The 26,992-nt window shown below is 61.1% G+C and carries 28 protein-coding genes and 2 pseudogenes; 18 read left to right on the top strand and 12 right to left on the bottom strand.

All coding sequences use genetic code 11. The features are described from left to right. Positions 1-13 precede the first annotated feature (13 nt). The 9 genes from mobA to EJ076_RS20655 all read left to right on the top strand — a co-directional run bounded on the left by mobA (position 14) and on the right by EJ076_RS20655 (position 6,688). On the top strand, positions 14-640 hold the full coding sequence (mobA, locus tag EJ076_RS20695) for a molybdenum cofactor guanylyltransferase MobA (protein ID WP_126069107.1): 627 nt from the start codon (positions 14-16) through the stop codon (positions 638-640). After that, positions 637-1,146: a molybdopterin-guanine dinucleotide biosynthesis protein B gene (gene mobB, locus EJ076_RS20690; RefSeq protein WP_109671233.1), complete on the top strand. Its 510-nt coding sequence runs from the start codon at positions 637-639 to the stop codon at positions 1,144-1,146. Before mobA ends, mobB begins: the two co-directional genes overlap by 4 nt. Before the next feature lie 157 nt (positions 1,147-1,303). Continuing rightward, on the top strand, positions 1,304-2,089 hold the full coding sequence (locus EJ076_RS20685; protein ID WP_109671232.1) for an ABC transporter substrate-binding protein: 786 nt from the start codon (positions 1,304-1,306) through the stop codon (positions 2,087-2,089). A gap of 82 nt (positions 2,090-2,171) precedes the next feature. Then, on the top strand, positions 2,172-2,891 hold the full coding sequence (locus tag EJ076_RS20680; RefSeq protein ID WP_109671231.1) for an ABC transporter permease: 720 nt from the start codon (positions 2,172-2,174) through the stop codon (positions 2,889-2,891). Further along, positions 2,888-3,709: an ABC transporter permease gene (locus EJ076_RS20675; RefSeq protein ID WP_109671230.1), complete on the top strand. Its 822-nt coding sequence runs from the start codon at positions 2,888-2,890 to the stop codon at positions 3,707-3,709. Before EJ076_RS20680 ends, EJ076_RS20675 begins: the two co-directional genes overlap by 4 nt. A 237-nt stretch (positions 3,710-3,946) precedes the next feature. Further along, positions 3,947-4,816, top strand: coding sequence for an NAD(P)-dependent oxidoreductase (locus EJ076_RS20670; RefSeq protein WP_126069106.1), 870 nt, complete (start codon positions 3,947-3,949; stop codon positions 4,814-4,816). A gap of 9 nt (positions 4,817-4,825) precedes the next feature. Then, the gene (locus tag EJ076_RS20665) at positions 4,826-5,530 is read left to right on the top strand and encodes a DNA alkylation repair protein (RefSeq protein WP_126069105.1); all 705 of its coding nucleotides are present in this window, start codon (positions 4,826-4,828) and stop codon (positions 5,528-5,530) included. Then, a complete protein-coding gene (locus EJ076_RS20660; protein WP_126069104.1) occupies positions 5,490-6,071 on the top strand; it encodes a GNAT family N-acetyltransferase in 582 nt (193 codons plus the stop codon). Before EJ076_RS20665 ends, EJ076_RS20660 begins: the two co-directional genes overlap by 41 nt. A gap of 47 nt (positions 6,072-6,118) precedes the next feature. Then, on the top strand, positions 6,119-6,688 hold the full coding sequence (locus EJ076_RS20655) for a DUF3299 domain-containing protein (RefSeq protein ID WP_126069103.1): 570 nt from the start codon (positions 6,119-6,121) through the stop codon (positions 6,686-6,688). A gap of 27 nt (positions 6,689-6,715) precedes the next feature. Here the strand turns inward: EJ076_RS20655 and EJ076_RS20650 are convergent, their stop codons facing one another. From EJ076_RS20650 to EJ076_RS20635, 4 genes are all read right to left on the bottom strand, one after another. Further along, positions 6,716-7,207, bottom strand: a complete 492-nt coding sequence (locus EJ076_RS20650; RefSeq protein ID WP_006205209.1) for an Lrp/AsnC family transcriptional regulator — start codon at positions 7,205-7,207, stop codon at positions 6,716-6,718. Positions 7,208-7,316: 109 nt separating this feature from the next. After that, positions 7,317-7,997 (bottom strand): uracil-DNA glycosylase family protein, encoded by a 681-nt coding sequence (locus EJ076_RS20645; RefSeq protein WP_126069102.1) that lies wholly within the window; start codon positions 7,995-7,997, stop codon positions 7,317-7,319. Continuing rightward, the gene (locus tag EJ076_RS20640; RefSeq protein ID WP_126069101.1) at positions 7,937-8,548 is read right to left on the bottom strand and encodes a glutathione S-transferase; all 612 of its coding nucleotides are present in this window, start codon (positions 8,546-8,548) and stop codon (positions 7,937-7,939) included. The genes EJ076_RS20645 and EJ076_RS20640 overlap by 61 nt, the downstream gene beginning before the upstream one ends. 43 nt (positions 8,549-8,591) lie before the next feature. After that, on the bottom strand, positions 8,592-9,212 hold the full coding sequence (locus EJ076_RS20635) for a thermonuclease family protein (RefSeq protein WP_126069100.1): 621 nt from the start codon (positions 9,210-9,212) through the stop codon (positions 8,592-8,594). Between the two features lie 75 nt (positions 9,213-9,287). Between EJ076_RS20635 and EJ076_RS20630 the strand changes: the two genes are divergently transcribed. After that, entirely contained in the window at positions 9,288-10,808 is a 1,521-nt protein-coding gene (locus EJ076_RS20630) for a HAMP domain-containing sensor histidine kinase (RefSeq protein ID WP_126069099.1), read from the top strand. Between the two features lie 57 nt (positions 10,809-10,865). Beyond that, on the top strand, positions 10,866-11,396 hold the full coding sequence (locus EJ076_RS20625) for a GNAT family N-acetyltransferase (RefSeq protein ID WP_126069098.1): 531 nt from the start codon (positions 10,866-10,868) through the stop codon (positions 11,394-11,396). Positions 11,397-11,408: 12 nt separating this feature from the next. Here EJ076_RS20625 and EJ076_RS20620 read toward each other — a convergent pair whose 3' ends face one another. After that, positions 11,409-12,407, bottom strand: coding sequence for a nicotinate-nucleotide--dimethylbenzimidazole phosphoribosyltransferase (locus EJ076_RS20620; RefSeq protein WP_126071104.1), 999 nt, complete (start codon positions 12,405-12,407; stop codon positions 11,409-11,411). 197 nt (positions 12,408-12,604) lie between these two features. Between EJ076_RS20620 and EJ076_RS20615 the strand changes: the two genes are divergently transcribed. Continuing rightward, positions 12,605-12,838 (top strand): DUF1289 domain-containing protein, encoded by a 234-nt coding sequence (locus EJ076_RS20615; protein WP_109671221.1) that lies wholly within the window; start codon positions 12,605-12,607, stop codon positions 12,836-12,838. A gap of 13 nt (positions 12,839-12,851) precedes the next feature. Further along, on the top strand, positions 12,852-13,556 hold the full coding sequence (locus EJ076_RS20610) for a TIGR02281 family clan AA aspartic protease (RefSeq protein WP_109671220.1): 705 nt from the start codon (positions 12,852-12,854) through the stop codon (positions 13,554-13,556). Positions 13,557-13,572: 16 nt separating this feature from the next. Here the strand turns inward: EJ076_RS20610 and dusA are convergent, their stop codons facing one another. Beyond that, positions 13,573-14,571: a tRNA dihydrouridine(20/20a) synthase DusA gene (gene dusA, locus EJ076_RS20605; protein WP_126069096.1), complete on the bottom strand. Its 999-nt coding sequence runs from the start codon at positions 14,569-14,571 to the stop codon at positions 13,573-13,575. Positions 14,572-14,919: 348 nt separating this feature from the next. Here dusA and EJ076_RS20595 point away from each other — a divergent pair. The 3 genes and pseudogenes from EJ076_RS20595 to EJ076_RS20585 form a co-directional block, all read left to right on the top strand. Next, positions 14,920-15,189, top strand: a pseudogene (locus EJ076_RS20595) (proline racemase family protein); the annotation flags it as partial. Between the two features lie 164 nt (positions 15,190-15,353). Beyond that, positions 15,354-16,394 (top strand): proline racemase family protein, encoded by a 1,041-nt coding sequence (locus tag EJ076_RS20590; protein ID WP_126069095.1) that lies wholly within the window; start codon positions 15,354-15,356, stop codon positions 16,392-16,394. A gap of 192 nt (positions 16,395-16,586) precedes the next feature. Further along, positions 16,587-17,579, top strand: a complete 993-nt coding sequence (locus EJ076_RS20585) for a GlxA family transcriptional regulator (protein ID WP_126069094.1) — start codon at positions 16,587-16,589, stop codon at positions 17,577-17,579. Between the two features lie 161 nt (positions 17,580-17,740). Here EJ076_RS20585 and EJ076_RS20580 read toward each other — a convergent pair. After that, a pseudogene (locus tag EJ076_RS20580) lies at positions 17,741-17,983 on the bottom strand (integrase core domain-containing protein); the annotation flags it as partial. A gap of 231 nt (positions 17,984-18,214) precedes the next feature. Here EJ076_RS20580 and EJ076_RS20575 point away from each other — a divergent pair. Beyond that, a complete protein-coding gene (locus EJ076_RS20575) occupies positions 18,215-20,293 on the top strand; it encodes an HWE histidine kinase domain-containing protein (RefSeq protein WP_245463101.1) in 2,079 nt (692 codons plus the stop codon). A 221-nt stretch (positions 20,294-20,514) separates the two neighbouring features. Here EJ076_RS20575 and EJ076_RS20570 read toward each other — a convergent pair whose 3' ends face one another. The 5 genes from EJ076_RS20570 to EJ076_RS20550 all read right to left on the bottom strand — a co-directional run bounded on the left by EJ076_RS20570 (position 20,515) and on the right by EJ076_RS20550 (position 25,169). Further along, entirely contained in the window at positions 20,515-20,820 is a 306-nt protein-coding gene (locus tag EJ076_RS20570; RefSeq protein WP_109671214.1) for a hypothetical protein, read from the bottom strand. Positions 20,821-21,554: 734 nt separating this feature from the next. Further along, complete coding sequence (locus EJ076_RS20565) at positions 21,555-22,751, bottom strand: mandelate racemase/muconate lactonizing enzyme family protein (protein ID WP_109671213.1); 1,197 nt, start codon at positions 22,749-22,751, stop codon at positions 21,555-21,557. Positions 22,752-22,759: 8 nt separating this feature from the next. Beyond that, entirely contained in the window at positions 22,760-23,086 is a 327-nt protein-coding gene (locus EJ076_RS20560) for an NIPSNAP family protein (RefSeq protein WP_126069093.1), read from the bottom strand. Between the two features lie 43 nt (positions 23,087-23,129). Then, positions 23,130-24,491, bottom strand: coding sequence for a mandelate racemase/muconate lactonizing enzyme family protein (locus EJ076_RS20555; RefSeq protein ID WP_109671212.1), 1,362 nt, complete (start codon positions 24,489-24,491; stop codon positions 23,130-23,132). 42 nt (positions 24,492-24,533) lie between these two features. Further along, positions 24,534-25,169 (bottom strand): GntR family transcriptional regulator, encoded by a 636-nt coding sequence (locus tag EJ076_RS20550; protein ID WP_245463100.1) that lies wholly within the window; start codon positions 25,167-25,169, stop codon positions 24,534-24,536. A gap of 314 nt (positions 25,170-25,483) precedes the next feature. On the opposite strand from EJ076_RS20550, the gene EJ076_RS20545 reads away from it, so the two are divergent. Next, entirely contained in the window at positions 25,484-26,980 is a 1,497-nt protein-coding gene (locus EJ076_RS20545) for a sugar ABC transporter substrate-binding protein (RefSeq protein WP_245462845.1), read from the top strand. Positions 26,981-26,992 lie beyond the last annotated feature (12 nt).

Here is a 26,992-nt window from a genome sequence, read left to right as displayed (position 1 = left end):
CAGGCTCCATGGCATGAAGCGAGACATTGCGGGGATCATTCTGGCCGGCGGCCAATCAAGACGGATGGGCGGTGGCGACAAGAGCCTGTTGCCGCTTGGCAGCGGCTGCGTGCTTGACCAGGTCGTCTCGCGCTTTGGCCCGCAGACAGCCCCCCTGGCGCTCAGCGCCAATGGCGATCCGGCGCGGTTCACCCGCTTTGGCCTCCCGGTGCTTGCCGACATGGTGACCGGCTTTGCCGGGCCGCTTGCGGGAATCCTGACCGGCCTCGAATGGGCCGCCGCCAACACGGCTTGCACGGCGATCGTCACCGCTGCCGGCGACACGCCCTTCCTGCCGCTGGATCTCGTCGAACGGCTGGCTGCGGCCACCGATCAAAGTCCAGGTTCAATTGCCGTCGCTTGCTCGGCCGGCAAACGGCACCCGACTTTCGCGCTCTGGCCGACGGACTGCCGAGACGCCTTGCGGCACTTTCTGGTCGACGAGGACAACAGGCGGGTGTCGGCTTTCATCGACCGGCACGGTTTTGTCGAGGTGGAATTCCCGATTCTGCAATCGGCCGGGGTCGACCCCTTCTTCAACATCAACGACCCTAATGATCTTGTCTCTGCCGAGCGTCTGTTGCAGAGCATGAAGCCATGAACAGACGCATCTTCGGCATCACCGGCTGGAAAAATTCCGGCAAGACGACATTGACCGAAAAGCTGGTCGCCGAGCTTGTCCGGCGCGGCTGGAAAGTGTCGACGGTGAAACATGCCCATCATGACTTCGACATCGACAAGCCGGGCGCCGACAGTTTTCGCCATCGGCAAGCCGGCGCTACCGAAGTCGCGATCGTCTCCGGCGTTCGCTGGGCACTGATGCATGAGCTGCGCGGTGAGGATGAGCCGACTTTGGAGACTATCTTGTCGCGGCTTGCGCCATGCGACCTGGTGCTGGTTGAGGGCTACAAGCGCGAAGCCCACCGCAAGATCGAAACCCGCCGGCTGGAAGCGAAGGACCGCACGCCGCTTTCGGCAGGGGATCCCAACATCGTCGCCGTCGCCGCCGATTTTGCGGCTGAAGGCGAGCACCTGCCGGTGTTCGATCTCGACGATGCAAAGTCGATAGCCGACTTCATCGAGCGCGCCACTGGGCTCGTTGCTTGAGCGCTGACGCAGCAGCAGAATAGCCTTGCCCATTTTTGTGGTTTTGCAGTTGCTTTTTTCTTGGAAAGAGTGGGAGTATCGCGCCAGCGGGCGGTCAAAAGCACCGCCCCACAGAGCCGTTCGGAACGACGGCCGGGACCATAAAGAGAGGACCATCATGCGTATTTCACTGCGTATCGCGCTTGCCGCATCGGCCGCGCTGCTGACGCTCGGCGTAGCCCAGGCCCAGGAAAAGACCCTGCGGATCGGCACCGAAGGCGCCTACCCGCCATTCAACAATTTGACGTCCGACGGCCAGCTCGTGGGCTTCGACATCGACATCGCCAAGGCGCTTTGTGATGAGATGAAGGTCAAGTGCACCTTCGTCGCTCAGGATTGGGACGGCATCATTCCAGCCCTCCAGGCCGGCAAGTTCGACGCCATCGTCGCTTCGATGTCGATTACGCCCGAGCGCAAGGAGAAGGTCGACTTCTCGAACAAATACTACAACACGCCGTCGGCGCTCGCCGTGCCCAAGGACAGTACGCTGAAAGGCGTGACCAAGGAAGATCTCGCCGGCAAGTCGATTGGTGTCGCCACCACGACCACGCATTTCAACTATGCTTCGAAGACCTACACCGACAGCACCGTCAAGGGCTATCCGAGCAGCCCCGAGGAGCAGGCAGATCTTGCCAATGGTCGTCTCGACGCCATCGAGGACGATATCGTCGTGCTGCAACAGTGGCTGGATTCGCCTGATGGCGCTTGCTGCAAGATTCTCGGCCAGCCGTCGCCGCAACCGGTCGAGATTTTCGGGCCGGGCGCCGGCATTGCCGTACGCAAGGGCGAGACCGATCTGGTCAACAAGCTCAATTCGGCCATCGATGCCATCCGCGCCAATGGAAAATACAAGGAAATCAACGACAAGTACTTCAAGTTCGACGTCTTCGGCGCCGAGTCCTGATAAACCAGGGGTCAAGACGGCGGGGAATTTCCCCGCCGTCTTTCTATTCGTCTCGGGAACGCCGTGGAGATAAGACCGGTCAATGCCAGCCCAGAGCATATGGACACTTCTCAGTTGGGGACCCGATGGCTGGCTTGACGATATCGCCTATGGCGCACTGATCACCGTCGCGCTTGCGCTTGCCACGCTGCCCATCGGATTGACGATCGGCTTTTTCATTGCACTCGCCAAGCAGTCCGAAGAACCCTCGCTGCGCCTTGCCGCCAACATCTACACCACGGTCTTTCGCGGCCTGCCGGAGCTGGTGACGCTTTTCCTGTTCTTCTTCGGCATGCCGATCCTGCTGCAGCATCTCATCCGGTATTTCAGGCCGGATGCCACCATCGACGTCAACAGCTTCGTCGCCGGGATGATCGTGCTCGCGCTGATCTTCTCGTCCTATGCCAGCGAGGTTTTCCTCTCCGCCTTCCGTGCCATTCCCAAAGGCCAGTATGAGGGCGGCTATGCCATCGGTCTTTCCAACTGGCTGACCATGCGCAAGGTGATCGTGCCGCAGCTGCTGCGCATCGCCTTTCCCGGCCTGGAGAACTGCTGGCTGAGCTTGCTCAAGGACACCTCGCTCGTGTCGGTCGTCGGCCTCGCGGAAACGCTGCGCAATGCCAGCATTGCCGCCCGCGTCACCAAGCACGCTTTCCTGTTCTTTGGCGTCGCCTCCCTGGTCTTTCTTGGCCTGGCCGTCGTGTCGTCCTTCGCCACCAGCGCGATTCTGCGCTCGCTTGGCCGGCGGGAGGCCCAGCGATGAGCGCCACGGCCACAATGGTCGAACGGCCCCCGCCACGGGCACGCGGCTGGCCGCGCAGGCGTATCGTCGGTTATGCGCTGGTCTGCCTGTGGATTTTGTTCGGCATCGGCATCGTCAGCTATCTGGTCCTTGCCTGGAATGCCGACTTCTTCGCCAAATATGCGCCAGCCTATTTGCGAGGGCTTGGGGTAACGCTCGCGCTGGTTTCCATATCGATGGTGCTGGGTGCGATACTGTCGGTGCCTGTCGCTTATGGGCGTATGTCCAGCAACCGGGTCCTGTCCGGCCTCGCCTATTGCTATGTCTATTTCTTCCGCGGCACGCCGCTGCTGGTCCAGACCTATCTGGTCTACTACGGATTGGGCTCGTTCCGCGTCGAACTCCAGTCGGTTGGTCTCTGGGATTTTTTCAAGGACGCGTTCAACTGCGGCGTCTTTGCCTTTGCGCTCAACACCGCCGCCTACCAGGCGGAGATCCTGCGCGGCGCCATAGAGAGCGTGCCAAGAGGACAATGGGAAGGGGCGGCCTCGCTTGGCCTACACAAATTGCAGACGTTGCGTAAGATCATCCTGCCGCAGGCCTTGATCGTCGCCTTGCGGCCCTATGGCAACGAACTGATCCTGATGGTCAAGGCGTCCGCCATCGTCGCCATCATCACGGTCTACGATCTGATGGGCAATGCAAAGCTCGCCTTCGCCAACTCGTTCGATATTCAGGCCTATATCTGGGTCGCCCTCGTCTATCTGGTGATGGTCGAGATATTGCGCCATGGCATTGAATGGATCGAGCGACGGATCACCATTCACCTGAAACGCTGACTATTTTCAGTTCGGCTGCACCAGTTGATCCGGCCATACGCGTCTTGACGAATTGAGCGCAGAGCCTAGAACGGTTCGTCGTTTCATAGAAACGCCGACCGCTCTATCTTCTTGTTTTGACGCAATTCCTCTAGGGAAAGCGTTACGCGCTTTCCTGGGAAAACCGCTTCACACTTTTCCTGGAATTGCTCCGGAGCTTTCGCAGCAAATTTCGTTTCCATTCTGAAGGGCAAGTTCATGGCATCTGTTGCATTTCTCGGTCTTGGTGTGATGGGCTATCCGATGGCCGGGCACTTGAGGAACAAGGGTGGCCACGACGTCACCGTCTACAACCGCACCAAGGCCAAGGCCGAGCAATGGGTTGGCCAGCATGGCGGCAGCCTGGCTGTGACGCCGGCGCAGGCCGCCGAGGGCAAGGACTTTGTCTTCTCCTGTGTCGGCAATGACGACGATTTGAGGTCGGTGACGACGGGTCCGGAAGGCGCCTTCAAATCGATGAAGAAGGGTTCGGTCTTCATCGACAACACCACGGCCTCGGCCGAGGTCGCACGCGAGCTGGCGGCGGCGGCGCAAGCCGGCGGTTTTTCGTTTCTCGACGCGCCTGTCTCCGGCGGCCAGGCCGGCGCCGAGAATGGCGCGCTGACCGTCATGGTCGGCGGCGAGCAGGACGCTTTCGACAGGGCCAGGCCCGTCATCGACGCCTTTGCCCGCATGGTCGGCCTGATGGGGTCGGCCGGTGCTGGTCAGCTCACCAAGATGATCAACCAGATCACCATCGCCGGCCTTGTCCAGGGCCTGGCCGAAGGCATCCATTTCGGCAAGAAGGCCGGGCTCGACATCGAGAAGGTGATCGAGGTGATTTCCAAGGGCGCCGCCGGTTCCTGGCAGATGGAGAACCGCCACAAGACGATGAATGCCGGCAAATATGATTTCGGCTTCGCCGTCGACTGGATGCGCAAGGACCTCGGCATCTGCCTGGCGGAAGCTGACCGCAATGGCGCCAAATTGCCGGTGACGGCGCTTATCGACCAGTTCTACAAGGATGTGCAGGCGATGGGCGGCAAGCGTTGGGACACGTCTTCGCTGCTGGCGCGTCTCGAAAAATAGGTTTCTGCGGTGGCAGCGCTCTCGCCTCAATCCAGTGCCGGAGAAATTGTCGCCCACCTGCGCACCATCGGCTCGGAGGAGAACCGCCTTGGCATGGTGCGCTACGGCATCAAGATCGAGCGCGCCCTCGGCATCTCGCACGGCGTGCAGCGGCAGATTGCGCGGACGATCAAACGCAACCACGAGCGCGCCTTCGAGCTATGGGACACCGGCATCATGGAGGCGCAGTTCATCGCTTCCGTCACGGCTGACCCGAAGCGTTTTTCCGCAGCTGATGCAAGGCAATGGGCGACGTCCTTCGATTCCTGGGATATCGTCGACGGCGTCTCCGATCTCTTCGTCGATACGGACGCCTGGAAGGAACTGATCGAAGAGTTCGCGGCCGATGAGCGGGAATTCGTTCGGCGCACGGCCTTTGCCATGATGGCCTGGTCTGTCGTTCACCGGAAACAAGAGCCGGTAGCGACTTTCCTCGGCTTCCTGCCGATCATCGAAGCGCATGCCGCCGACAGCCGCAATTTCGTAAAGAAGGCCGTAAACTGGGCGCTTCGTTCGATCGGCAAACGCTCGATGGAGATGCATAGCGCTGCCCTTGCTGTCGCCGAACGGCTGGCGCAGTCGACCGACAAGACGGCGCGCTGGATCGGCAAGGACGCAGTGAGGGAGCTGACCAATGCCAAGACGCTCGAGCGTATCGCCGCCAGGAAAGGCTGACGGGGCGGAAATCAGCTTCTCGGAGGTGACGCGATCGACACGCGCCGATTTCGAAAACCTGTTCGAGCAGCCGGGCGGGCCGAAATATTGCTGGTGCATGGCCTGGCGCAACCTTCCCAGCCGCGAGCATGTCTCGAACGACGAGAAGAAACGGGCGATCATTTCGCTCATCGAGGCCGATACACCCGTTGGCATCGTCGCCCACATTGAAGGCAAAACCGTCGGCTGGTGCTCGGTTGCGCCGCGCCAGACCTATCGCCGGCTCTCCCGGCAGCAGGACGACAGCGAGACCGGCGTGTGGTCGATCGTCTGCTTCTATGTGCCAAGGGCTTTGCGCGGCGGCGGGCTGGCGTCGGCGCTGCTCGACGCGGCGATAGATCACGCCTTCGCCAAGGGCGCCGGCACGATCGAGGCGTACCCGGTCGATCAGGCGTCGCCGAGTTACAGTTTCATGGGCTTTCGCGACATGTTTGCCGCCCGTGGCTTCCGCGAGACCGGTATGGCCGGTTCTCGCCGACATGTGATGCGGCTCGAGCGTTGACGTCATTGGTGGCGGCGTCTTTACTTCAGATTCAAAGGACGCGGCCCATGAGCAACCATGTCAGATCAACCATAGTGCTCGTAGCTGCGTTGTGTGTCTCCGCTGCCGTCGATGCCTCGGCTGAGACCGCGCACATATTCTGGAAGGATCTGCGCCCGGCCACGCAATCCGCTGCCGAAAACGTCGGCCTGCCGATGATCGCGGCAAAATTGCCCGACCATGGCGAGACGCTGTCCGTCAATCTGCAGGACAAAAGCATTCAGCTAGCCGGCTATGCATTGCCTGTCGATCGCGACGGCGACCTTGTCTATCAGTTTCTGCTGGTGCCGTGGACAGGTGCCTGCAGCCACATGCCGACGCCGCCGCCCAACCAGATCGTCCTGGTCACGCCGGCTCACCCCTACAAGATGTCGGAAGCCTATCAGCCGGTCGCCGTCACCGGAGCGCTGAAGCCGGACATGGAGAAGAGCCAGCTGTTCATCCTCGATGGCGTCAGCGTCATCCAATCCGGCTACACGATGCGCAAGGCAGAGGTGGCCGCCGTCCACAACGTGCCGGACACCATCACCTTGCCGGTGAACTCGCCCTGGAGTTTCCTCAACAAAAAGAAGAACTAGGCGGGACGACCTTACGCAAGGCCAAGTTCAAGCAGCGTTGGCACCCGATTCCTTGTCCAGTACCATGTAATCGAGCGGGATTTCGGTCGTGTACTTGATCTGCTCCATGGCGAAGGACGACGACACATCACGGATTTCGATCTTGGCGATCAGTCGCTTGTAGAAGGCGTCATAGGCGGCGATGTCGGGCACTACGACGCGCAGAAGATAGTCGACGTCGCCGCTCATGCGGTAGAACTCGACCACCTCGGGAAACTCCTGGATGACTTCCGAGAAACGCCGCAGCCATTCATGGCTGTGCGAATTGGTGCGGATCGACACGAAGACGGTGACGCGCACATTGACCTTTTCATGGTCGAGAATGGCAACGCGCCGCTTGATGACGCCCTCTTCCTCGAGCTTCTGGATGCGCCGCCAGCAAGGCGTCGTCGACAGGCCGACTTTCTTGGCGACGTCGGCGACCGCGAGTGTCGCATCCTCCTGCAAAAGGCGGAGGATTTTTCTATCAAGGCGGTCCATTTTTTGCTCCCTGGGGGAATAGATTGGCTATATTCCCCCTTACTCCGGCCTTTCACAAGAAATAAATTCTGCCGATTGATGGAAAAGCGAGTGATTTCTTGCTGAAAGGTCAGCTAAGGCGATAGCGGATTTCCGAACGCAGAAAAGGCAGCAAATCCATTTCAAACCATGGATTCTTCTTCAGCCAGCCGGTGTTGCGCCACGACGGATGCGGCAACGGCAGCACTTTCAGGCCGACGGAATTCTCCCAGATGGCGCGCCAGTCCATCACCGTTTCCGTCAGCGAGGGCCGGCGCGCCACACCCATGTGCCAGGACTGCGCGTAGATGCCGATCGTCAGCACCAGGTCGATCCGTGGCATCAAGGCCATCAAAGGCGCGCGCCAGGCCGGTGCACATTCGCGCCTCGGCGGCAGGTCTCCGCCCTTGGCGTCCTGGCCGGGAAAGCAGAAGCCCATCGGCACGATGGCGAATTTTTCGATGTCGTAGAATTCGTCGCTCGTCACATCAAGCCAACTGCGCAAGCGGTCGCCGGAGGCATCGGTGAACGGCATGCCCGATAGATGCACCTTGGTCCCCGGCGCCTGGCTGGCGATCAGGATGCGGGCGCTGGACGAGGGTCGCAACACCGGGCGTGGTTCGTGCGGCAACGGCTTGCCGACCGGGTTTTCCACGCAGATGCGGCAAGCGCGGACCGTCGCGGTGAAGCTTTCGAGTTCGACAGTCATTCTCAGGCTGATGCGCTTGGTCGGCTGGAGACGGCCTGATGCCAGCGCAACACATTCGCGCATTCATCCGGCACCTTGATGCGTGCCGGCTTCATGAAGTCGACGGCGATCAGGCCGGTGATATCGGCGATCGAATAGCTGTCGCCGGCGATGAATTCCCGGCTTCCCAGTTCGACGTCCAGCAGCCTGAGGAACTGCACGGCCTTCGGCTTGTTGGCCTCACCCCATTCGGGAATCTGCGGGATTTCCCACTCCTTCATGGCCGGATGGATGTGGCGGAAAGCCTGCGCGACGCAACTGAGCAAATTGAATTCCATCCGTCTCTGCCACATCTCGACCTGCGCCTTGCCGACTGCGCCACGCCCGAACAAAGCGGGCTCCGGATGCAGCTCCTCGAAATAACGGCAGATGGCGACGGATTCGGTGATGACGGTGCCGTCGTCGAGTTCCAGTACCGGCAGACGCTGCAAGGGGTTGCGCGAGCTGATCGCCTGTTGTCTGTGCTCCAGCGCCCCCATGTCGATGGCCACCTGCGGAACCGTGATGCCTTTCTCGGCGAGGAAAACGCGGACCCGCCGCGGATTGGGCGCCCGGCCGCCGTCGAAGAGCTTCATATCCATCCTCCCATTCGTTCTCGATCAAGTGCCAAGATGCGCATCACCAGAAGCGGAAAATCTCGCGCACGGCGTCGCCGATCGACGCCAGTGTGCCGTGCTTTCTCTCGACGACTTCGCCGTGATGGGTGTCGCGCCAGTCTTGCGGCTGGTCGAACGTTCCCGCCCAGATGCCGGCCTTTCCTGCGCGGGCGATGGCTTCCTCGCTCTCGAAGTCGCCATAGGCAACCGCCCAGCCCGCCTCAACCTGCGCGCGGTTGAGATCCTTGCCGCCGGCGGTGCAGTCGCCGAGCAGCCGGCCATAACGATCACGCTGCCAGCCGGCACAGGAGACGGGCTTACCGGCGATCAGGCGAACTAGCGACTGACGCGCAAGCGTGCCGCAGGGATAGTCGGCGCCATTCCTGCGGCAGGTCTGCGTATATTCCGGAGCATCGATGCCTCGCATACGGATACGCTCAGTGCCAAGCGTGATCGAATCGCCGTCGTTGATGATTGCCACGCCTTGCGTCTTGCGGGTTTCAAACCGGTCGAGGCGGGCCGCCAGCAGGATCAGCAGCCCGAGAATGATTGATGTAAGCCCGTAATCCACCAGCCGGCGCCACAGGCTTCTGGGTGGCGCAACGTATCGCCGGCGCGGCCTCGGCGACCAGGATCGGCTCATATGGCAAACGGTTGGTTAATCATTCGAACGTAGCTTAACACTTGGAAACCGCTGCTCGCATAAATTGAAGTTTTGATGCCCTTGCAACGCTCGAACACAGCGGACAAGTTCATTGTGGACCGCAGGAAACCTCATCGCAACAGCGATGTGGCGCGCGCGGTGCGCAAGACGCGTGACCGTCTTTCGCAGCAGGCCGGCAATCCCGATTTCGATCGCGAACTGCTGAAGCTCCACGCCCGCGCAATGACAAGCGGCGCCATCGCCATCCCGCTTCTCATCCTGGCGATCGCGGCTGCCGGCCGGCTGGCCGGCGTCGGTAACGAAATCGGGCTCTGGGCGCTGTTCACACTGACCTGCTACACCATCGTCGCCTTCATGGCGCGGCGCATTGAACGTACGGAAGCTTCCGACCTCAACCCTTTGCAAACACGACGGGAATTCCTGATCTGCCATTTCCTTTGCGGTCTCGGCTGGGGCTGGTTCGTCTGGCTTGGCTGCGACGCCTGCCAGGTCGACCAGTTCCAGTTGGTCAAAGCCGTGGTGTTGCTGTTCGCCATGGCGACGACCGCGGTGATGACCTCATCCCTGGGTGGGGCGCTATTGGCGACGTTTGCCGTTCCCGTGGCGCTCTACGCCTATGCCGGCTTCAAGCTATGGATGCCGGTTGAGGCGATCATGGCCGGACTGCTGGTCGTGTCGCTGCCCTTCTTTGCCTATGTGGCCCGTCACCTCAACCGCTCGTCCCTGATGGTGTTGTCGTTCCGCTCCGAAAAGGATGCGCTGATCGCCGAACTGGAGACGGCGAAATCGATGTCGGACGAGGCGCGGCGGCGGGCGGAAGATGCCAATCTGGCGAAATCGCGGTTCCTCGCTTCGATGAGCCACGAGCTGCGCACGCCGCTCAATGCCATTCTCGGCTTTTCCGAGGTGATGTCGAACGAGGTGCTGGGACCGATGAGCAATCCCACCTATCGCGACTACGCCCACGATGTGCACGAATCCGGCCAGCATCTGCTCGACCTGATCAATGAGATTCTCGACCTGTCGCGCATCGAGGCCGGTCGGTACCAGCTCAATGAAGAGCCGGTGATGCTGCTGAACATCGTCGAGGATTGCTGTCACATGATGGAACTGAGGGCGCGCAACAAGGATATCCGCGTCGTCCAGGATTTCGAGCATCAGTTGCCACGCCTGTTCGCCGACGAGCGGGCGGTGCGGCAGATCACGCTCAACCTTCTGTCGAATGCGATAAAATTCACCGCCACCGGCGGCGAAATCCGCGTCCGCGTCGGCTGGACGGCGGGCGGCGGGCAATACATGTCGGTCAAGGACAATGGCCCGGGCATACCGGAAGACGAGATCCCGGTGGTGCTCTCAGCCTTCGGCCAGGGGTCGATCGCCATCAAGAGCGCCGAGCAAGGCACCGGGCTTGGCCTGCCGATCGTGCAGGGCCTGCTTGCCATGCATGGCGGCGAGTTCGAACTTCATTCCAAGCTGCGCGAAGGGACAGAGGCGATTGCCATCTTCCCGCTGAGCCGGGTGATGGAGGAACTGCCCGCGCTGCCGACCGCCGCGGTGGCGGCGAGACGGCGATAGGCGCCCCTGTGGTTCGCGTCGACCCGGGCCAGAAAGAAAGAAGGATCGCACACCGCAATGACGGCTGACGATTGGGATGCCGGTGGCATCGAGATCAAGTCAGAGCGCCTTCGCCTGAAGCTGTTTACAGCCGACGATGCCGAAGACCTCTTTGCCGCCATCTCTCCCGCCATCACCCGTTTCATGCAGTGGAAACCACCTCAATCGCTGGCGGCCTTTGCCAAGGTATGGCGATCCTGGCTGGCGCCAATCCACGACGGATCGGATTTGCACTTTGTTGTGCGTGCATTGGCGGACGATCGCTGTCTGGGGCTTGTCGGCCTTCATGCGGCGAAGACCGCGTGTCCCGAGCTCGGGATCTGGATCAGAGAAGACGCTCAAGGAAACGGCCTTGGCAGAGAGGCAATTGCTGCTGTTGCTGACTGGGCCTCCGAGACACTCGAACCGGACTGCTTCGAATATCCGGTTGCCGAAAGGAACGTGGCCAGCAGAAGAATAGCGGAACGCCTTTGGGGCGTAGTAATCGGCAGCCGCTCCAACCCGAAATATGCCTCTGTCGTCTACCGCATTCCCAATCTGCGGCGCTGATACGCCAAGATCCTAGCCGCGTACCGCAGCTGCCATGCCTGAGCTGGTCAGCGCAGCTGCCTTGACCAGACCGGCGGCAAGGGCGGCCCCTGCCCCCTCGCCATGGCTGATGCCAAAATCAAGCAGCGGGCGCAGGCCGAGGCGTTGAGCAGCCCGGGCATGCGCGGGCTCCGGCGACAGGCTGGCCAGCAGGCAATGATCGAGCGCGACGGGGTTGGCGGCATGCAGCAGCGCTGCGGCGGCCGTTGCGGCAAGCCCGTCGAGCAGCACCGGAATCTTCTGCATCCGGGCGGCAAGGATGGCGCCGGCAATCGCTGCGAACTCACGGCCGCCGACCCGGCGCAGCGCCTCGAGGGGGTCGCCGAGATGGCCGCCGTGAAAAGTCAGCGCCGCATCGACCACTTCAGCCTTGCGTGCCTGCATTGCCGCATCGGCGCCCGACCCCGGGCCGACCCAGTCGGCGCCCCTGCCCCCGAACAGCGCCGCAAACAAGGCTGCGGCGACGGTGGAGTTGCCGACGCCGAGATCACCAAGGCACAAGAGATCGGTACCGCCCGCGATCGCTTCCATGCCAAAGGCCATGGTGGCGGCACAGCCGCGCTCATCCAGTGCGGCATGACAGGTGATGTCGGCGGTCGGGATGTGCAGGGCAAGATCGAAGACCTTCAGCCCGAGATCGTTGGCAATGCAGATCTGGTTGATCGCAGCACCTCCGGCGGCGCAAAGCTCGACCGCATTGGCGGTCGCCGCCACCGGCCGTGGCGAAATGCCGTGCCTGACAACACCGTGATTGCCGGCAAAGACCGCCATCAGTGGTCTTGTCACCGCGGGCGGAGCCCGCCCGCTCCAGGCGGCGAGCCACGCGGCGATGTCCTCGATGCGGCCAAGCGAATTGCCTGATTTGTCGGCCTTGGCAAACAGCGTGCGCACGCGGGTTTCGGCTGCCGTGTCGGCCGCCGGCAGATTGGCCAGCAGGTTGCGGAAATCGTCGAAAGGCAGTGCGCTGGTCATCACGTTGGCGATCATTCCCTGGAGTTGGTGAGCGGCATAGCCGCCTTGCGCGGTTGACACAACCTCCTGGATCATGGTCCTGCATTTGCCGCAAAGGTGGCTGCGAAGGGCGCAATCGCGAGGGCTTGCATTGGCATTGCCGTTGCACCATGTGGAGATGGAACAAGGGATTCCGGTTGGAAGCCCAAGAGAAAGTCATGACGGCCATCGAATCCCCGTGCATCCTGGTCTGTTCGATCGACATGAAAACCGGCTTCTGTTTCGGGTGTGGCCGCACGCGCGAGGAAATCGGCGCCTGGATCGGGATGACGCCGGAAACGCGCCGCACCGTCATGGCCGAGTTGCCGGCCCGGCTGGAAACGGTCGAGCGCCGGCCGCGCCGGGAAACGCGCCGCACCCGCATGGCGCGCGAACGCGACGCGCTTTCGTGAGGCGACCACGGGGATGAGCCGACTGTTCTGGATATTGATGGCCGCGATCGGGGTGGGAGCAGTCCTGCTCATGCTCAACGATTCCGCCGGCAGCACGCTTGGCGTCGAGAATTATGATTTCAGCCGGCTGATCTGGCTCGGCGCCTTTGGCGCCCTCATCGGCGCTGGCCTGCTTCGCTCGGGCAGGCCATTGGGCGCTATGGCCCGCAACCTCGGCGCCTGGGTGGCGATCGTGCTCGCGCTGATCGCCGGCTACCAATATCGCTATGAACTGCAGGATGTCGCCAGCCGCGTGACCGCAGGCCTTGTTCCCGGCAGCCCGCTGGCCCTGGGTGTCGAAGACGGCCACGCCACGGTGACGCTCGACAAGGCGGACAACGGCCATTTCGAAGCGCGCATCCTGGTCAATGGCAATCCGGTCCGAGCCGTGGTGGATACCGGCGCGACCAGCACCGTGCTGACGTCCGAAGACGCGCAAGCCGCCGGATTCAATCCAGCGGCGCTCAACTACACCATCCCGGTTTCGACCGCCAACGGCATAGCGCGCGCCGCGGCCGTGAAAACCGATCAGATTGCGATCGGCGGCATCATGCGCAGGGACATGCCGGTGATGATCGCTGCACCTGGCATGCTCAGCCAGAGCCTGCTCGGCATGAACTTCATCGGCTCGCTGTCGGGTTTCGACGTGCGCGGCGACCGCATGATCCTCAGGGATTGAGCTCCGGCTCCCAGACTCAGGCCGCTTCGGCCGCCACTCCACTGAGCTCGACGGCTGCGAACGCCGTCTTCAGCACGTCCGGCCCGGCTCCGGGCCGGACGGCGTCGCTGGACAGGATCTGGCGGTAGCGGCGCGCGCCGGGCAAGCCATGGAACAGGCCGACCATATGGCGGGTGACATGGCCAAGCCGCCCGCCCTGCTCGATATGGCGTGCCGCATAGTCCGCCATGGCATCGATCAGCGCGGCGAAGTCGAACGCCTCGGGCTTGGCGCCGTAGAAAGCGGCATCCACGCCGGCCAGGATGCCAGGCGTGTGGTAGGCGGCGCGGCCAAGCATGGCGCCATCGACATGATCGAGATGCGCCCGCGCCTCTTCAAGGGACTGAATGCCGCCATTGATGCCGATGAATTCGTTTTGTTTTCTGGCCTTCAGCCGATACACGCGGCCATAGTCCAGCGGCGGGATGTCACGGTTCTCCTTGGGACTCAGCCCTTCCAGCCACGCCTTGCGCGCATGCACCCACAGCGCGTCAGCGCCGGCGCCGAAAACACCATCCGCCAGCGCGTCGAGGGCCGGCTCCGGATCCTGGTCGTCGACGCCGATGCGGCATTTGACGGTGACGGGAATTGTCGCCGCCGCCTTCATCGCCGCGACGCAGCCGGCGACGAGGTCCGGCACCTTCATCAGGCAGGCGCCGAACGTACCCGACTGGACGCGGTCTGACGGACAGCCGACATTGAGGTTGATCTCGTCGTAGCCAAAAGCCTCGCCGATGCGCGCCGCCTCGGCGAGTTTTTCGCGATCCGAGCCACCGAGCTGCAGCGCGACCGGATGTTCCGCCGCGTCGAAGCCGAGCAGCCGCTCGCGTGCGCCATGAATGACCGCGTCGGCGACCACCATCTCGGTGTAGAGCAGCGCACGGCTTGTCAGCTGGCGATGGAAGAACCGGCAATGTCGGTCCGTCCAGTCCATCATGGGCGCCACGGCCACTCTATGTGCTTGATATTGCTTCATTTTTCTAATAGTCTCAACTGGTTAGCTCGCACCAAGTGCACACGAATTTACGCCCCCATGCGACGCTTTTCGCCACGTTTCGACATCTGAGTACACACGAAAGATGGCCACTTTCACAAGACTCCCTTCGGGCTCTTGGCGCGTTCAGGTCCGCCGCAAAGGCCACTATGTCAGCGAGACGTTTCTGCGGCGCGACGATGCCCGACTTTGGGCAATAGATGATGAACGTCAGATCGACCGCGGCAAGACACCCAGCGAGTCGCGAATTTCGCGCCTGAAGACCTTCGGCAAACTCATTGACCTTCATATCGATGATATGTGCGATGTGGGCAAGCCCCCGCTCCGCTCCAGGCGATCGACCGTTCGCCGGGCGGCACCGGGACGACTTCGGCTCGCCTGGCGCAACTCTATGGGAAGGGACGACTGAAGGTCGGCGACACCTTCCGCCAGGAAAGCCTGATCGGCACCGTGTTCGAGGGCCGCATCGAAGCCGAGGCCGATGTCGGACCCTTCAAGGGCATCAAGCCCAGTGTCGGCGGTTGGGCACGGATCATCGGCCACAACACGATATTCGTGGACGATCGCGATCCGTTGGCCCACGGATTCCAGATCAAGTAGGCGGAACCAAACGCAGGGATAGCGTCGGGCGCGTGGCTGAACACGATCGTGTTGGACAATGATGATGCTTTCCCGGAAGGTTTCACCGTGGGAGACATGTGGCTTGAACTTCGGGACTCGCTGCTCGTTTCGCCGCGTAGGCTTGCAATCGACAAGGAACAACAATGCGTACGAAAGCCTCCATTCGTGTCGTCGGCTGTCATGCCGAAGGTGAAGTCGGTGATGTCATCGTCGGAGGCGTCCTGCCGCCGGCGGGTCTCACGATGATGGACAAGATGATCACGATGGAACGTGATCACGACCACATAAGGCGGATGCTGATCTGCGAACCGCGCGGCAGCGTTGCTCGGCACGTCAATCTCCTGGTTCCGTCGACGCGCGAGGATTGCGTCGCCGGTGCCATCATCATGGAGCCGACGGAATATCCTCCGATGTCCGGTTCCAACACGATCTGCGTTGCCACCGTACTGCTCGAAACCGGCATGGTGCCGATGCAGGAGCCCGAGACACGCTTCAAGCTCGACATGCCGGGTGGCGTCATCGAAGTTCGCGCCGAATGCCGCGACGGCAAATGCCTGTCGATCACTTTCCGCAATGCACCCGCCTTTGTCGATCGCCTGGATGCCAATATCGAGGTCGAGGGGCTAGGCACGCTCAAGGTCGATATCGCCTATGGCGGCATGTTCTATGCAATCGTCGATGCCAAGGCGCTCGGCTTTTCGGTTGCTCCCAATGAGGCTCGCGAGCTGGCGGTCGCCGGTGAGAAGGTCCGACGGGCCGCGCGCGAACAGCTCGATGTCGTCCATCCGGAATTCGACCATGTGCGCGGCGTGTCGATTGTGCAGTTCGCCATGCCGTTCCAGGGCCCTGGCAACGTCACCCGCAACACCTGCATCGTCTCGCCGGGCCGCTCGGACCGCAGCCCGACCGGAACCGGCACATCGGCCCGCATGGCCGTGCTGCAGGCACGCGGCCTGATGGGCGTTGGCGACGTGTTGATCCATGAATCGATCATCGGCTCGCGCTTCACCGGCAGGATCCTGGAGCTGACGCAGATCGGCGATCGCAAGGCGATCGTTCCGGAGATCACCGGCCGGGCCTGGATCACGGGCGAGCACAGCTACTATCTCGATCCAACCGATCCGTACCCCCAAGGCTATGTGCTGTCCGATACCTGGGGAACCTCCACCTCGGTGAAGCAGTAGGTGCACCGACAGCCGGGCTGTGCGACGATGGCAAAGGGTAAGGTGTTTGTGGATTGCCGGCGGACGACGATCGATTGCATCGGCGAACTGATGCAGCTGATCGCCGCGGGTGCGACCATTCGTTCCGATATTCGCTTGCGGGCACTGCGACATCGTAAGGCGCTGTCGGCCAGATAAGGACGGAGGCAGGCGGTGAAGAAATCGGCGGAAGAAGCACCCGGCATCGACCGATTGAAGATCGGCTTTGTCCTCGCTCGCTCCTTCACCCTTTCCGCGTTCGCGCTGTTCGTCGACACGCTAAGATTGGCGAGCGACGAGACCGACAAATCCGGCAGGGTTTTGGCCGATTGGCAGCTCCTGGCGAGCACCCGAAACCTGATCACCTCCAGTTGCGGAGTCCAGGTCGCGCCGACATCGGATTTCGTGGACCCGAGAGAGTTCAACTATATCGTGGTCGTCGGCGGGCTGCTGAACGGTGAATTTCCGGTCGACAGCGAGACAGTCAGCTACCTCAAGCGGGCCGCCGCTGCGAAGGTCCCCTTGATTGGGGTCTGCACGGGAACGTTCATCCTGGCCGAGGCTGGCCTGATGAAGTACCATCAGACTTGCGTCAGCTGGCTCCATTTTCAGGCTTTCCGCGAGCGCTTCCCGGATCACGCGGTCAGGGCGGACCGTCTGTTCAATCTTGACCGCACCAGGGGATCATGTGCCGGCGGCAGCAGCGCGGCAGATATGGCCGCGTCGATCGTCAGGCGCCATATCAGCAGGGAGGCCGAGACAAACGCACTCGAAGTGCTGCAGATCGAGAAGGCGCGCTCGGCGTCGGACATCCAGCCGCGCAGACCGCTTGCCATCGAGAGCCAGGATCCCAGACTCAAGGCTGCGCTCATCATCATGGAGAACCATGTCGAGAATAGAATCTCCATTCCCAAATTGGCCGCCTTGGTTGGACTATCACGAAGGCAACTCGAGCGCCTCTTCATGGAGAAAACAAACAGTTCTCCGGCGGTTGTCTACACAAGGGTGCGTCTGGAGCGAGCGAAATACCTCCTGATGCAGACCCGGGCTCCGATGATCGAGATCGCGATCGAGGTCGGCTTTGAAAACGCCTCGCATTTCTCGAGGCTCTTCCGTCAGACTTATGGTCAACCACCGAGCAAGTTCAGATCGGCCGTTTCGAACTGACTTGCCGAGGTTGATAGAGTGACGCCACAACCGCTTTGGGTCTCGACGAGCGGTCCACAGTGACGGCGCCGGAAGCGTCGCCTACCCCTCCCGACTGCCTACCTTACCTGCCGTTAGCACTAACGGACGAATTTGAAAACGTGTGGCAATCGATTACGAGCCTAGATGTTTGGTCCCGGCATTTGCTGGAGCGGATTGAGTTTGAAGCGTTCGGGCTGAGTGGCCCAAGCCTTGCAGATGGACTCATAGGGTGTGAGGCCCTTGAGGGTCTTGAGCCTGCGGGCGAAGTTGTAGGCGGCGACGAAGTCGGCGAGATGGGTGCGCAGTTGGTCGTGGCTCTCGTAGTAGAAGCGCTTGACGGTGGCGTCCTTGATAGTCCGGTTCATTCTCTCGACCTGGCCGTTGCATGGGAGCGCCACAGCGACAGAGGCGGTCCGTCGAGCGATACAGCATAGTCAAGAGAATGCCAGCGAAATGCTTTTGGGAGACAGTGCCGCTAGCCCGAACGATCGCCATGAAGCGCGTTCCTGACCTTTCTGCTTTGGATCACTGGCAGTCATCTGCCGCTTGCAAACCGGCTCGATCGCGTTCGCTTGAACTAAAGCTTGCTGTTCGCAGGCTTGCGATTATGGTTGGTGAAGTTTCTGGGGCGGCAGGGGAAGCAACATTTGCCTCGTCGATCAGCACGATCGCACCTGCTTGGTCTGATCGCTGCCGCGGTGGTACCCGTCTGGCTCTTCGCGGCCTATCTGCTGGTCCAATATGCTCTGCACGAGCGATCCCGCTTCGAGCAGGATGCACTGCAGACTGCCCGGCAGGTTTCGCTCGTAGTCGAGGGCGAACTAGCCAACCTCCAAACGACTCTCAACGGTCTGTCGAAATCGGCTGCTCTCGCCAATGGCGATCTGGAGGCCTTTCGCGGCGAGGCGCTCAGCCTGGTCGAAGGGACGGACCGGATCATCGTCCTGCGCGATTTAGAGCGTAATCAACTGTTGAATACAGAGATCGGGTACGGTGCTGATCTGCCGCCGATCGAACCGATATCGGCGGGGGATCGGGAGAAACTCAGAGCGTCTGGCGTTTTCGTCAGCGATGTCTTCGCCAGCAAGGATTCGAAAACCTACCGCATCGCTGTTGCCACAAAGGTGCCGGCTCCGACGGGCGAAGACCTGGTCCTTTCGATTTCTGTCCCAACCGCGCGCATTCGCGATGTGATGATGCCTGCGGTGCCTGAGGGGTGGACGGTGGGCATTGGAGATCGCGACGGTAATTACGTGGCACGTTCCAGGTCGCACGAGGAGATGACCGGCAAGCCCGGATTGCCAGAATATCTGGAAAAAATCGTTGGCCGCTCCGGCAGCTTCACGTCCCGCAACTACGAAGGCATCACGCTACTGGCAGGCTACTACCGATCGTCATATTCCGATTGGTTTTATACCGCCAACATGCCGCTTTCGGACGTGCAGGCGCCGCTGTGGCGCTCGCTCGCGGCAATTTGCGGGATAGGCCTCCTGGCGCTTCTTGTGTCAATCGCCCTCGGGTACGTCGTTGGAAAGCGCTTCACTGGAGCGACCGCCGACCTTGCCGCTCGCGCTGAGGCGCTGGGCCACGGCCGCACCGTTGAACCCATGTCAACCTCGGTTGCCGAGTTCGCTGCTATCGCGCAGGCGCTGGTTGACGCAGAGCGAGCCATCGCTGAGCGTCGGTATGAGTTGGAGACAGTGCTGGAGACGGTGCCGGCGGCGGTCTGGTTCACCTATGACCCGAAAGCGCTCCAGGTGATCCGCAATCGCTTCGCGGCCGAACTCATGGGTTTACCGACGGACGTCCGTAAATCCTTTGGGGCGCCCGATCTGGTGATCAACACCGTCGCAGTCAAGGACGGCCACACCGTAAGCCGTGAAGACCGACCTCTAAGCCGGGCAATGCGCGGAGAGCTGACCGACAACGAAGAGTTCGCCTACACCCTTCCATCAGGCGTGGAGCGCTTCCTGCTGTCGAGCGCGCGTCCGATCCGCAGCCCAAGCGGCAACATTATTGGCGCTGTGCAAATCAGCCTGGACATCACGGACCGTAAACGCGGCGAAGAGCACCGCAAATTGCTGGTGAATGAACTGAATCACCGCGTCAAGAACACGCTTGCGGTGGTCCGATCCATCGCAAGCCAGACGATCCGCAACGCTACGACGTTGCCCGAGGCAGGACGGACCCTGTCCAACCGGCTCATCTCGCTGGCAAAGGCGCACGACATCCTTACGCAACAGAACTGGAGCGGTGCCGATCTCAATGATCTGATCACAGCGTCAATCAAGCCGCATGCATCGATCGAGCGCTTTCAAATCAGCGGCGGCAAGGTTTGGCTTCCGCCAAACGTCGCCCTCTCATTTGCTCTCGCGCTTCATGAACTTACGACAAATGCAATCAAATATGGGGCGCTGTCGAATGCAAAGGGCAAGGTTTCGATATCCTGGAAGCTTGTTGGTCAAAAACAGCAACGCCGACTTGAACTCGAATGGCGAGAGACAGGCGGCCCAACCGTCGGCCCTATCGAGCGCAAGGGGTTTGGCACCCAGCTTCTGGAGCGCATATTCGCCTCCGACTCGGCAGGCCGAATCGTCCTGACGTTCGAAAGGTCAGGACTGGCTTGCGATTTTCGGGTGAACTTGTTTGAGCCGAATGAGGCTGAGGCACATTTCCCAAGCAGCGAAACTTAGACCTCGCCGGTTCAGTCCGAGCTATTTGCATAGGAAGAAGATCTTGCCGTTGGCCGCTACTCGCCCACGCCAAAGCGGTTATGTCAGAGAAGGGAACGTTCTGCTTCGGGTGTCCGCCAATGGCGCAACCTGATCGTTCCGGTCGACGAGAAGAATGGCAACATTCCAGCCTTTAGACTAGCGACGTTGCCGCCACGCAGCGGCAATGAAGGTTCTGCCAGCTACTGCGCACCCGGTGTCCATTCGGGCAGCGGCGCAAGGCTGCGGTTGAACTGCTTCCACCACATGGACTGATCTATCTCGCAGCACGCGCGAAGCATGGCGTGCGCCTTCTCGAAAGCCTGGGTGGCGAGATCGTCGAACGTCATATGCGCGTCGTATGGTATAGACACCACCAGTTCCTGACCGGTCTGTGTGCCGCCTTCGTCAACCTGAAGATAAAGCCAAACGACGAATTGTGCGTCTTGGCCGCTCGCGTCCGCATTGCCGATCTTGATGCGGTCGATACCTGCTGCAGTGACTTTCATGCGGAGACCCCTTCATTTGGTTGGATTCGCAGTGAATCCCAGAAGTCCGCAGCGATCAGAAAGGTTCCCGGACCGTTGTCCCTATGGTGAAGTATTGATAAAGAAGTGGTTAGGCAGCCCCTACCCTTCATATGAATTTCGCATGGTTGGTGAACCATCCAGAAACTAATTTAGGGGCATGCCGCTGAGGGGAGCCATGCAGCCGGCAGCTTGAGAGAACCATCCTGTACGTCCGTCGGCTATCCGGCAAACGGTAGATCGCGGATGTACCTGCGACGATCTTCGCATGACAGGTCAGCACCGATGTTGAACGGGGTCCGAAGATACCCATCGGATACTCCATCGCAGGAACGAAAATGGAAGAGAAGCAGGACTTTCGTGTGTAGTTTATGCACACGAACCCTTATAACACGTTGATTTTACTAGTCTATCCGCCCAGTCCATCATCGGCGCAGTAGCAAGTTTGTTGTCTGTTATATTAATTTCATTGTCTTCTTTTGATCTAGGTCGATCCAATTCCCGATTGGAAAGACAGACCAGTTGGCAAAAGGCGCCCGCCTACGCCACCGCAACGGAAAGCCACATGGCTACATCGACGTTCTTGTTGCACATAGTGCACACGAAAGCGGTTAGTCTAGTGCACTCCGGAGCAGCCGGCAACGCCACACGCGACCAACAGGTTGGCCCCGGCAAGCGATGCCTCGAAGTGTGCCCGTACGGTACGCGATGTCTATTCAGTCGAAGAAACCGGCGTCCTCTTCCTTGAGATACTTCTTTGCGCCTGCGGCATCGATGTCCACGCCCAATCCGGGAGCTTCGAGCAAGTCGATCATCGAATCCTTCACGATCCGCGTTGGCAGGCCAATAACGATATCCTCCCACCAGGGGTCGGAGGCGCTGGGGTATTCGAAGGCGATGTAGTTGGCGGGCAGAGTTGCGCAGACATTGATCAGCGCGCCGAGGCCGAGGAGACCATTCGCCGTGCCGTGCGGTGCCATCATGATCGAATGCATGTAGGCATGTTCGGCCACCCATTTGAGCTCGGCGATGCCGCCGATATCTGCGGGGTCCGGACCGATGATGCGGACCGCCTGCGTTTCGATCAGTTCCTTGAAGTTATGACGCAGGTAAATCTGCTCTCCTGTGTGGATAGGGGTGGACGTGGATGTCGTGAGTTCGCGGTAGGCCTGCGGATTGACCCATGGCACGTAGTCGCCCGTCAGCATGTCCTCGAGCCACATGAGATTGTATTTTTCCACCGCCTGCGCGAAGCGGATGGCGTCCGGCAGAAACCAGCCGGGGCCGCAATCAAGCGCGAGCGAAACCTTGTCGCCGAGCACCTCCTTCATGGCGATGACGCATTCGATCATATGCGCCATGCCGCGCTCGCTGATCTGCCCCTGGTCCATCGCCCCGTGATAGGTCGGCGGCTGGCGGACGCCGTAGTGGAAGTCGGGCACGCTCGTCTTCATGTTGGAGTGGAAGCTGATGCCCTGCTTGACCATGAAGAAGTTTTCGGGCCGCTCCATCATCCACTTGACGTCGGCCGCGTAGTCCTCGGGCTTGTCGCCGGTCCTTTTTTTGCGGATGGAGCCGTTGTAGACCCGCACCTTGTCGCGCACCTTGCCGCCGAGCAGCTTGTAGACTGGAACGCCGGCCGCCTTGCCGGCGATGTCCCAGAGAGCGTGCTCGATGGCGCTGACGGCGGCGCCATAAGGCTTGAACGAGCCGCGCTGCCGGATCTTCAGCATGCAGCGTTCGACGTCGGTCGGATCTTCACCGATCAGCGCCTCGCGGAAATGCAGGACCCAGGGCTTGAGATAGGGCTTGGTGTACTCAACCTCGCCGAGGCCATAAAGACCTTCATCGGTCACGATGCGGACGATGGGATGTTTGCCGATGACGGCGCACCGGAGATCGGTGATCTTCATGATGTCCTCTATTTCACCGACGAGAAGGCGGTTGGCGCGAGAAACTGGCTGGAAATATTGGCCAGGATCGGGCCATCGCGCTCGGACTCGTCGCGGACCTTGAGCCATGCCGGATCGGTGGTGAAGGCCTTCCATTTCACTTCGCGCTCGGCAAGGGATTCCCAGGCGACGAAATAGGTCAGTCGATTGCTGCTTTCGCCAACCACCGTGGTGAAGAACCCGGCCTGGCGGATGCCGTGCTTATCCCACAGCGCCAAGGTATGGTCGTTGAAACGCTTGAGCAGTGCCGGCAGCTCGCCCGGCAGGCAGTCGTAAATGCGAAGTTCGTAGATCATGGTCGATCCTTCTGTTCACCTCTCCCCGGGGAGAGGTGTAGAGTCAGCTCCAGGTGCGGTCCCAGGAATATTCATCGTCCCAGTGATCGGTCGGCTGCCAGATGCCGGTGATGCCGGGCTGCAGGTGCTGGCTGATCACTTCGTCGACGACGTCGTCGATGCCCAGGCCCGGTCTGTCGGGGACGGTGATGAAGCCGTCCTTGACCAGCGGCTTGGGCAGGCCGGTGACGATATCGTCCCACCAGTCGACCTCGACGCTGTGGTATTCGAGCGCCATGAAGTTTTCCGTGGCCACGGCGACATGGGCGGCCGCCATGGCGGCGATCGGGCTCTCCGCCATGTGAATAGCCATGGCAACGCCATGGTCCTGCGCCGCGTCGCCGATCTTCTTCGTCTCGAGGATGCCGCCTGACGTAAGCAAGTCCGGGTGGATGACCGAAATGCCGGCGTTGAGCAGCGGCTCGAAACCTTCCTTGAGATAGATGTCCTCACCGGTGCAGATCGGCACGGACGTAGCCTGCTGCAGCTGCCGATACTGTTCGGTGTACTGCCAGGGGATCACGTCCTCGAGCCAGGCTGGTGCGTATTTCTCGATCCGCCGGGCGAGACGGATGCCGTCCTGCAGCGAGATGTGGCCGACATGGTCGATGGCGAGCGGGATCTCGTAGCCGATCACCTCGCGGACCTCGTGGATATATTGATCGAGCAGGTCGATGCCCTTTTCGGTGAAGTGGAGGCCGGTGAAGGGATGCGGCACGTTCTGCGCGTCATAGGCGGCATTGCGTGCCCGGCGTTCATCCAGCGTGCGTGCCCGACCGCGGCTGGCATGCGTGCGGAAACCGTCGAGCACGCCAGCCGGCGCGACCACAGCGCCTGGGATGTGGGAGATCTGCGCCAGCCCGAGGTCCATCTTGAGGAAGGTGAAGCCGAGATCCATCCGCGCCTTGAGCCGCTTGCCGGTCTCGGTGCCACTGGGCTTCTCCGCATCGGTGTCGCAATAGACACGCACCTTGTCGCGGAACCGTCCGCCGAGCATCTGGTAGATGGGCACGCCATACGCCTTGCCGGCAAGGTCCCACAGGGCGATCTCGACTGCCGAGACACCGCCACCCTGCCGGCCATGACCGCCAAATTGCTTGATGCGGCGGAACAGCCGGTCGATGTCACAGGGATTCTCGCCCAGCAACCGGCTCTTGAGCATCAGCGCATAGGTCGCGCTGGCGCCGTCGCGTACCTCACCAAGCCCGACAATGCCCTGGTTGGTGTAGATCTTGATGAGCGCCGAGGTGAACGGCGCGCCGACGATCTCGGCAACGCGCAGGTCGGTGATGCGCAGATCGCTCGGCCGCGAACCGCTGCGGACATTGTTCTCGATCGTCTCAGCTGCACTGCTGTCTCTCGCCATCGTACCATTCTCCTACTGGTCAGGATTTGGCCCACTTACTGGTCAGGATTTGACGCCTGCCTGGCCCGCTCGCCTGGCTACCCCCATCTGTTCGATGATATGGCGGCCAGATCCTTCCACGTGCCTGGCCACTACGGCGGCTGCGCCGTCCGCATCCTGCGCCTTGATGCGTTCGATCAGTTCGCGGTGCTCGCGCAGCACAGCCATGCGCCGGCTGAGCGATGTCGGAAAGCGGCGGCTGATGGCGCGCAGGATCTCGCGATGTTTCCACCAGAGCTCGGCGGCATGCCGGTTGTAGTGGCGGTCGTAGATCAGTTGGTGAAAACGCGTGTCGAGCACGCCGTGCTGGGACAGATCGGCGAAGTTGAGTTCTTCGATCGCGGCCTGCGCCGCCTCAAGCCTGGCAATGTCCGCATCATCGACGATCGAGACGAACCAGCGCGTCAGCGCCGGCTCGATCAGCACCTCGATCTCGATGATGTCACGCACGAAGGTTTCATCGATCGGCCGAACGCGGGCGCCGCGATTGGGCTCGATCAGGACAAAGCCCTCTCCGCGCAATTGCTGCAGCGCCTCGCGGATCGGATTGGTCGACGTGCCGTATTGGGCAGCCAGATCCGCGATCTTGAGCCTCACATTGGGTCCGAGGCGACCCGAAATAATCTCGTCGCGGATCATTTCATAGACCCAGCCGGGTTGATCGAAGGTTTCCCCCGATGGTCTGTCCCCTGATGGTCCGTCGATGAGTGTGATTTCGCCCATGGATGCCGGTTTTATGCAGCTTTTTCGCGTTAGCCAAGCCCATAGTACGTTAACTTGCCAAAAGAATGTACGATTTCATCCAGGTTGACAGATACAATTTTGTCTGGAAGTCTCACGAACCTTGGCTGAAGTCGGAACGAATTCGACCGCCCAGGGAGGAGCGCAAGCTGTGGGTCGGACGCCCTGCCGAATAGCTGGGCTGGCCGCCGCCGTGAGGAGGAGAAATCTCAATGAAGAATTCGAGAAATCGCGCAGCTGAGGCCGGTCGTCAGAGCCGCCGGCAGGTCCTGACATCCTCGGTGGCGCTCGCACTGGCCGCATCGATGATGTCCACCGCGGTCCATGCGCAAAGCGTCGACATCAGCAAATGGTCTCCGGAATATGTCCGCAGTATTGCCGGCACCGAGGAAGTCAACACTGCCGCCGAGTGCTCCAAGGTCGTGCCGCTCGATTACAAGGGTCGCCTGACCTACTGGTACACCGGTCCGTCCGATGCCGAGCCCGAAATCACCAAGCAGATGGACAAGGAGTTCTGGGTGGCGTGGAAGGCGACCTACCCGAACATCCAGACCGATGCGCAGAACATCAATTACAACGATCTTCTCGACAAGTTTCGCACGGCCTTGCTGGGCAATGCCGGCCCCATGGTCGTGCGGCTGCAGATCCTGGGCGGCGTGGAATTTGCGGCCAAGGGGTACTTGCAGGAGCTGAAGCCCGAAGACGTCGGATACAAGACAGCGGACTTCTGGCCCGGTGCCTTGAAGTCGGTCACCTATGACGGCAAGACCTACGGCATCCCGACCAACAACGAGACCATGGCCTTCATCTGGAACGCCAAGATATTCAAGGATGCCGGCCTCGATGGGGACAAGCCGCCAGCGACATGGGATGAAGTCGTCAAAGACTCCAAGCAAATCCACGACAAGCTCGGCATTGCCGGTTACGGCCTGGTGGCCAAGCAGAACGCCGGCAACACGCCGTTCCGCTTCATGCCGCAACTGTGGGCCTACGGCGGCGCGGCGCTCGACGAAGCCGACCCGGCCCCGACCTACAAAAACATCGGTCTCAACAGCCCCGGCGCAAAGGCCGCGCTGCAGGCTGCCTACGACATGTATGTGCGCGACAAATCGGTCCCGGTCTCCGCGCTCACCAACACGCAAAACGAGAACCAGGGCCCGTTCATTGCCGGCCAGTTGGCCATGATGATCGCCCATCCGGCCGAATACGCCAAGATGGTGGACCTGGCATCCAAGGCAACCGGCGCCGACAAGAAAGTTGCCGACGCCGTGGTGGCGAACATGCGCTATGGCCTGATTCCTGAAGGTCCGGCGCGGCGCGCCGTGGTGTTCGGCGGCTCCAACATTCATGTCCTCAAGCCGGAGTATGTGGACGGCGGAACCGACGAGATGGCGGTGAAGGCACTCATCTGCATGTGGACAAGCCCGGAATGGTCGACGCGGCTTAACTGGGTCGGTTCGAACCCCGGCAATTTGCGCGGCTTCAAGACCAAGTGGATGAAGGAGCGTCTTGAGCAGATCAAGTTCCTCGACGTGACGACATCCATGCTGCCCAACGGCATTCCTTTCCCGGTCGTCCCGGAAGCGCCGGAGATTATGAACATCATTGTCCCGGACATGCTGCAGAATGCCTTGACGGGCAAGATGACGGTCGATGCGGCTGCCGATGACGCCGCCGCGAAGGTCAAGGCGCTGCTTGGCGGCTTATAACTTGGCGAGGTG

The organism is Mesorhizobium sp. M7D.F.Ca.US.005.01.1.1, assembly GCF_003952545.1.
Classification (GTDB): Bacteria; Pseudomonadota; Alphaproteobacteria; order Rhizobiales; family Rhizobiaceae; genus Mesorhizobium; species Mesorhizobium loti.
Note: the sequence above shows the minus strand (reverse complement) of the source record. Positions and strands in the feature narration are given on the sequence as shown.

Coding starts and splice junctions, on each gene's coding strand:
- mobA (WP_126069107.1), top strand. CDS start 14: ATGAAGCGAGACATTGCGGGGATCATTCTGGCCGGCGGCCAATCAAGA.
- EJ076_RS20685 (WP_109671232.1), top strand. CDS start 1,304: ATGCGTATTTCACTGCGTATCGCGCTTGCCGCATCGGCCGCGCTGCTG.
- EJ076_RS20610 (WP_109671220.1), top strand. CDS start 12,852: ATGAGCCGACTGTTCTGGATATTGATGGCCGCGATCGGGGTGGGAGCA.
- dusA (WP_126069096.1), bottom strand. CDS start 14,571: ATGAAGCAATATCAAGCACATAGAGTGGCCGTGGCGCCCATGATGGAC.
- EJ076_RS20640 (WP_126069101.1), bottom strand. CDS start 8,548: ATGAAGCTCTTCGACGGCGGCCGGGCGCCCAATCCGCGGCGGGTCCGC.
- EJ076_RS20655 (WP_126069103.1), top strand. CDS start 6,119: ATGAGCAACCATGTCAGATCAACCATAGTGCTCGTAGCTGCGTTGTGT.
- EJ076_RS20620 (WP_126071104.1), bottom strand. CDS start 12,407: ATGACCAGCGCACTGCCTTTCGACGATTTCCGCAACCTGCTGGCCAAT.
- EJ076_RS20560 (WP_126069093.1), bottom strand. CDS start 23,086: ATGATCTACGAACTTCGCATTTACGACTGCCTGCCGGGCGAGCTGCCG.
- EJ076_RS20625 (WP_126069098.1), top strand. CDS start 10,866: ATGACGGCTGACGATTGGGATGCCGGTGGCATCGAGATCAAGTCAGAG.
- EJ076_RS20550 (WP_245463100.1), bottom strand. CDS start 25,169: ATGATCCGCGACGAGATTATTTCGGGTCGCCTCGGACCCAATGTGAGG.
- EJ076_RS20675 (WP_109671230.1), top strand. CDS start 2,888: ATGAGCGCCACGGCCACAATGGTCGAACGGCCCCCGCCACGGGCACGC.
- EJ076_RS20590 (WP_126069095.1), top strand. CDS start 15,354: ATGCGTACGAAAGCCTCCATTCGTGTCGTCGGCTGTCATGCCGAAGGT.
- EJ076_RS20630 (WP_126069099.1), top strand. CDS start 9,288: ATGCCCTTGCAACGCTCGAACACAGCGGACAAGTTCATTGTGGACCGC.
- EJ076_RS20615 (WP_109671221.1), top strand. CDS start 12,605: ATGACGGCCATCGAATCCCCGTGCATCCTGGTCTGTTCGATCGACATG.
- EJ076_RS20660 (WP_126069104.1), top strand. CDS start 5,490: ATGCCAAGACGCTCGAGCGTATCGCCGCCAGGAAAGGCTGACGGGGCG.
- EJ076_RS20645 (WP_126069102.1), bottom strand. CDS start 7,997: ATGCGCGAATGTGTTGCGCTGGCATCAGGCCGTCTCCAGCCGACCAAG.
- EJ076_RS20555 (WP_109671212.1), bottom strand. CDS start 24,491: ATGGCGAGAGACAGCAGTGCAGCTGAGACGATCGAGAACAATGTCCGC.
- EJ076_RS20565 (WP_109671213.1), bottom strand. CDS start 22,751: ATGAAGATCACCGATCTCCGGTGCGCCGTCATCGGCAAACATCCCATC.
- EJ076_RS20545 (WP_245462845.1), top strand. CDS start 25,484: ATGAAGAATTCGAGAAATCGCGCAGCTGAGGCCGGTCGTCAGAGCCGC.
- EJ076_RS20635 (WP_126069100.1), bottom strand. CDS start 9,212: ATGAGCCGATCCTGGTCGCCGAGGCCGCGCCGGCGATACGTTGCGCCA.
- EJ076_RS20570 (WP_109671214.1), bottom strand. CDS start 20,820: ATGAAAGTCACTGCAGCAGGTATCGACCGCATCAAGATCGGCAATGCG.
- mobB (WP_109671233.1), top strand. CDS start 637: ATGAACAGACGCATCTTCGGCATCACCGGCTGGAAAAATTCCGGCAAG.
- EJ076_RS20670 (WP_126069106.1), top strand. CDS start 3,947: ATGGCATCTGTTGCATTTCTCGGTCTTGGTGTGATGGGCTATCCGATG.
- EJ076_RS20650 (WP_006205209.1), bottom strand. CDS start 7,207: ATGGACCGCCTTGATAGAAAAATCCTCCGCCTTTTGCAGGAGGATGCG.
- EJ076_RS20680 (WP_109671231.1), top strand. CDS start 2,172: ATGCCAGCCCAGAGCATATGGACACTTCTCAGTTGGGGACCCGATGGC.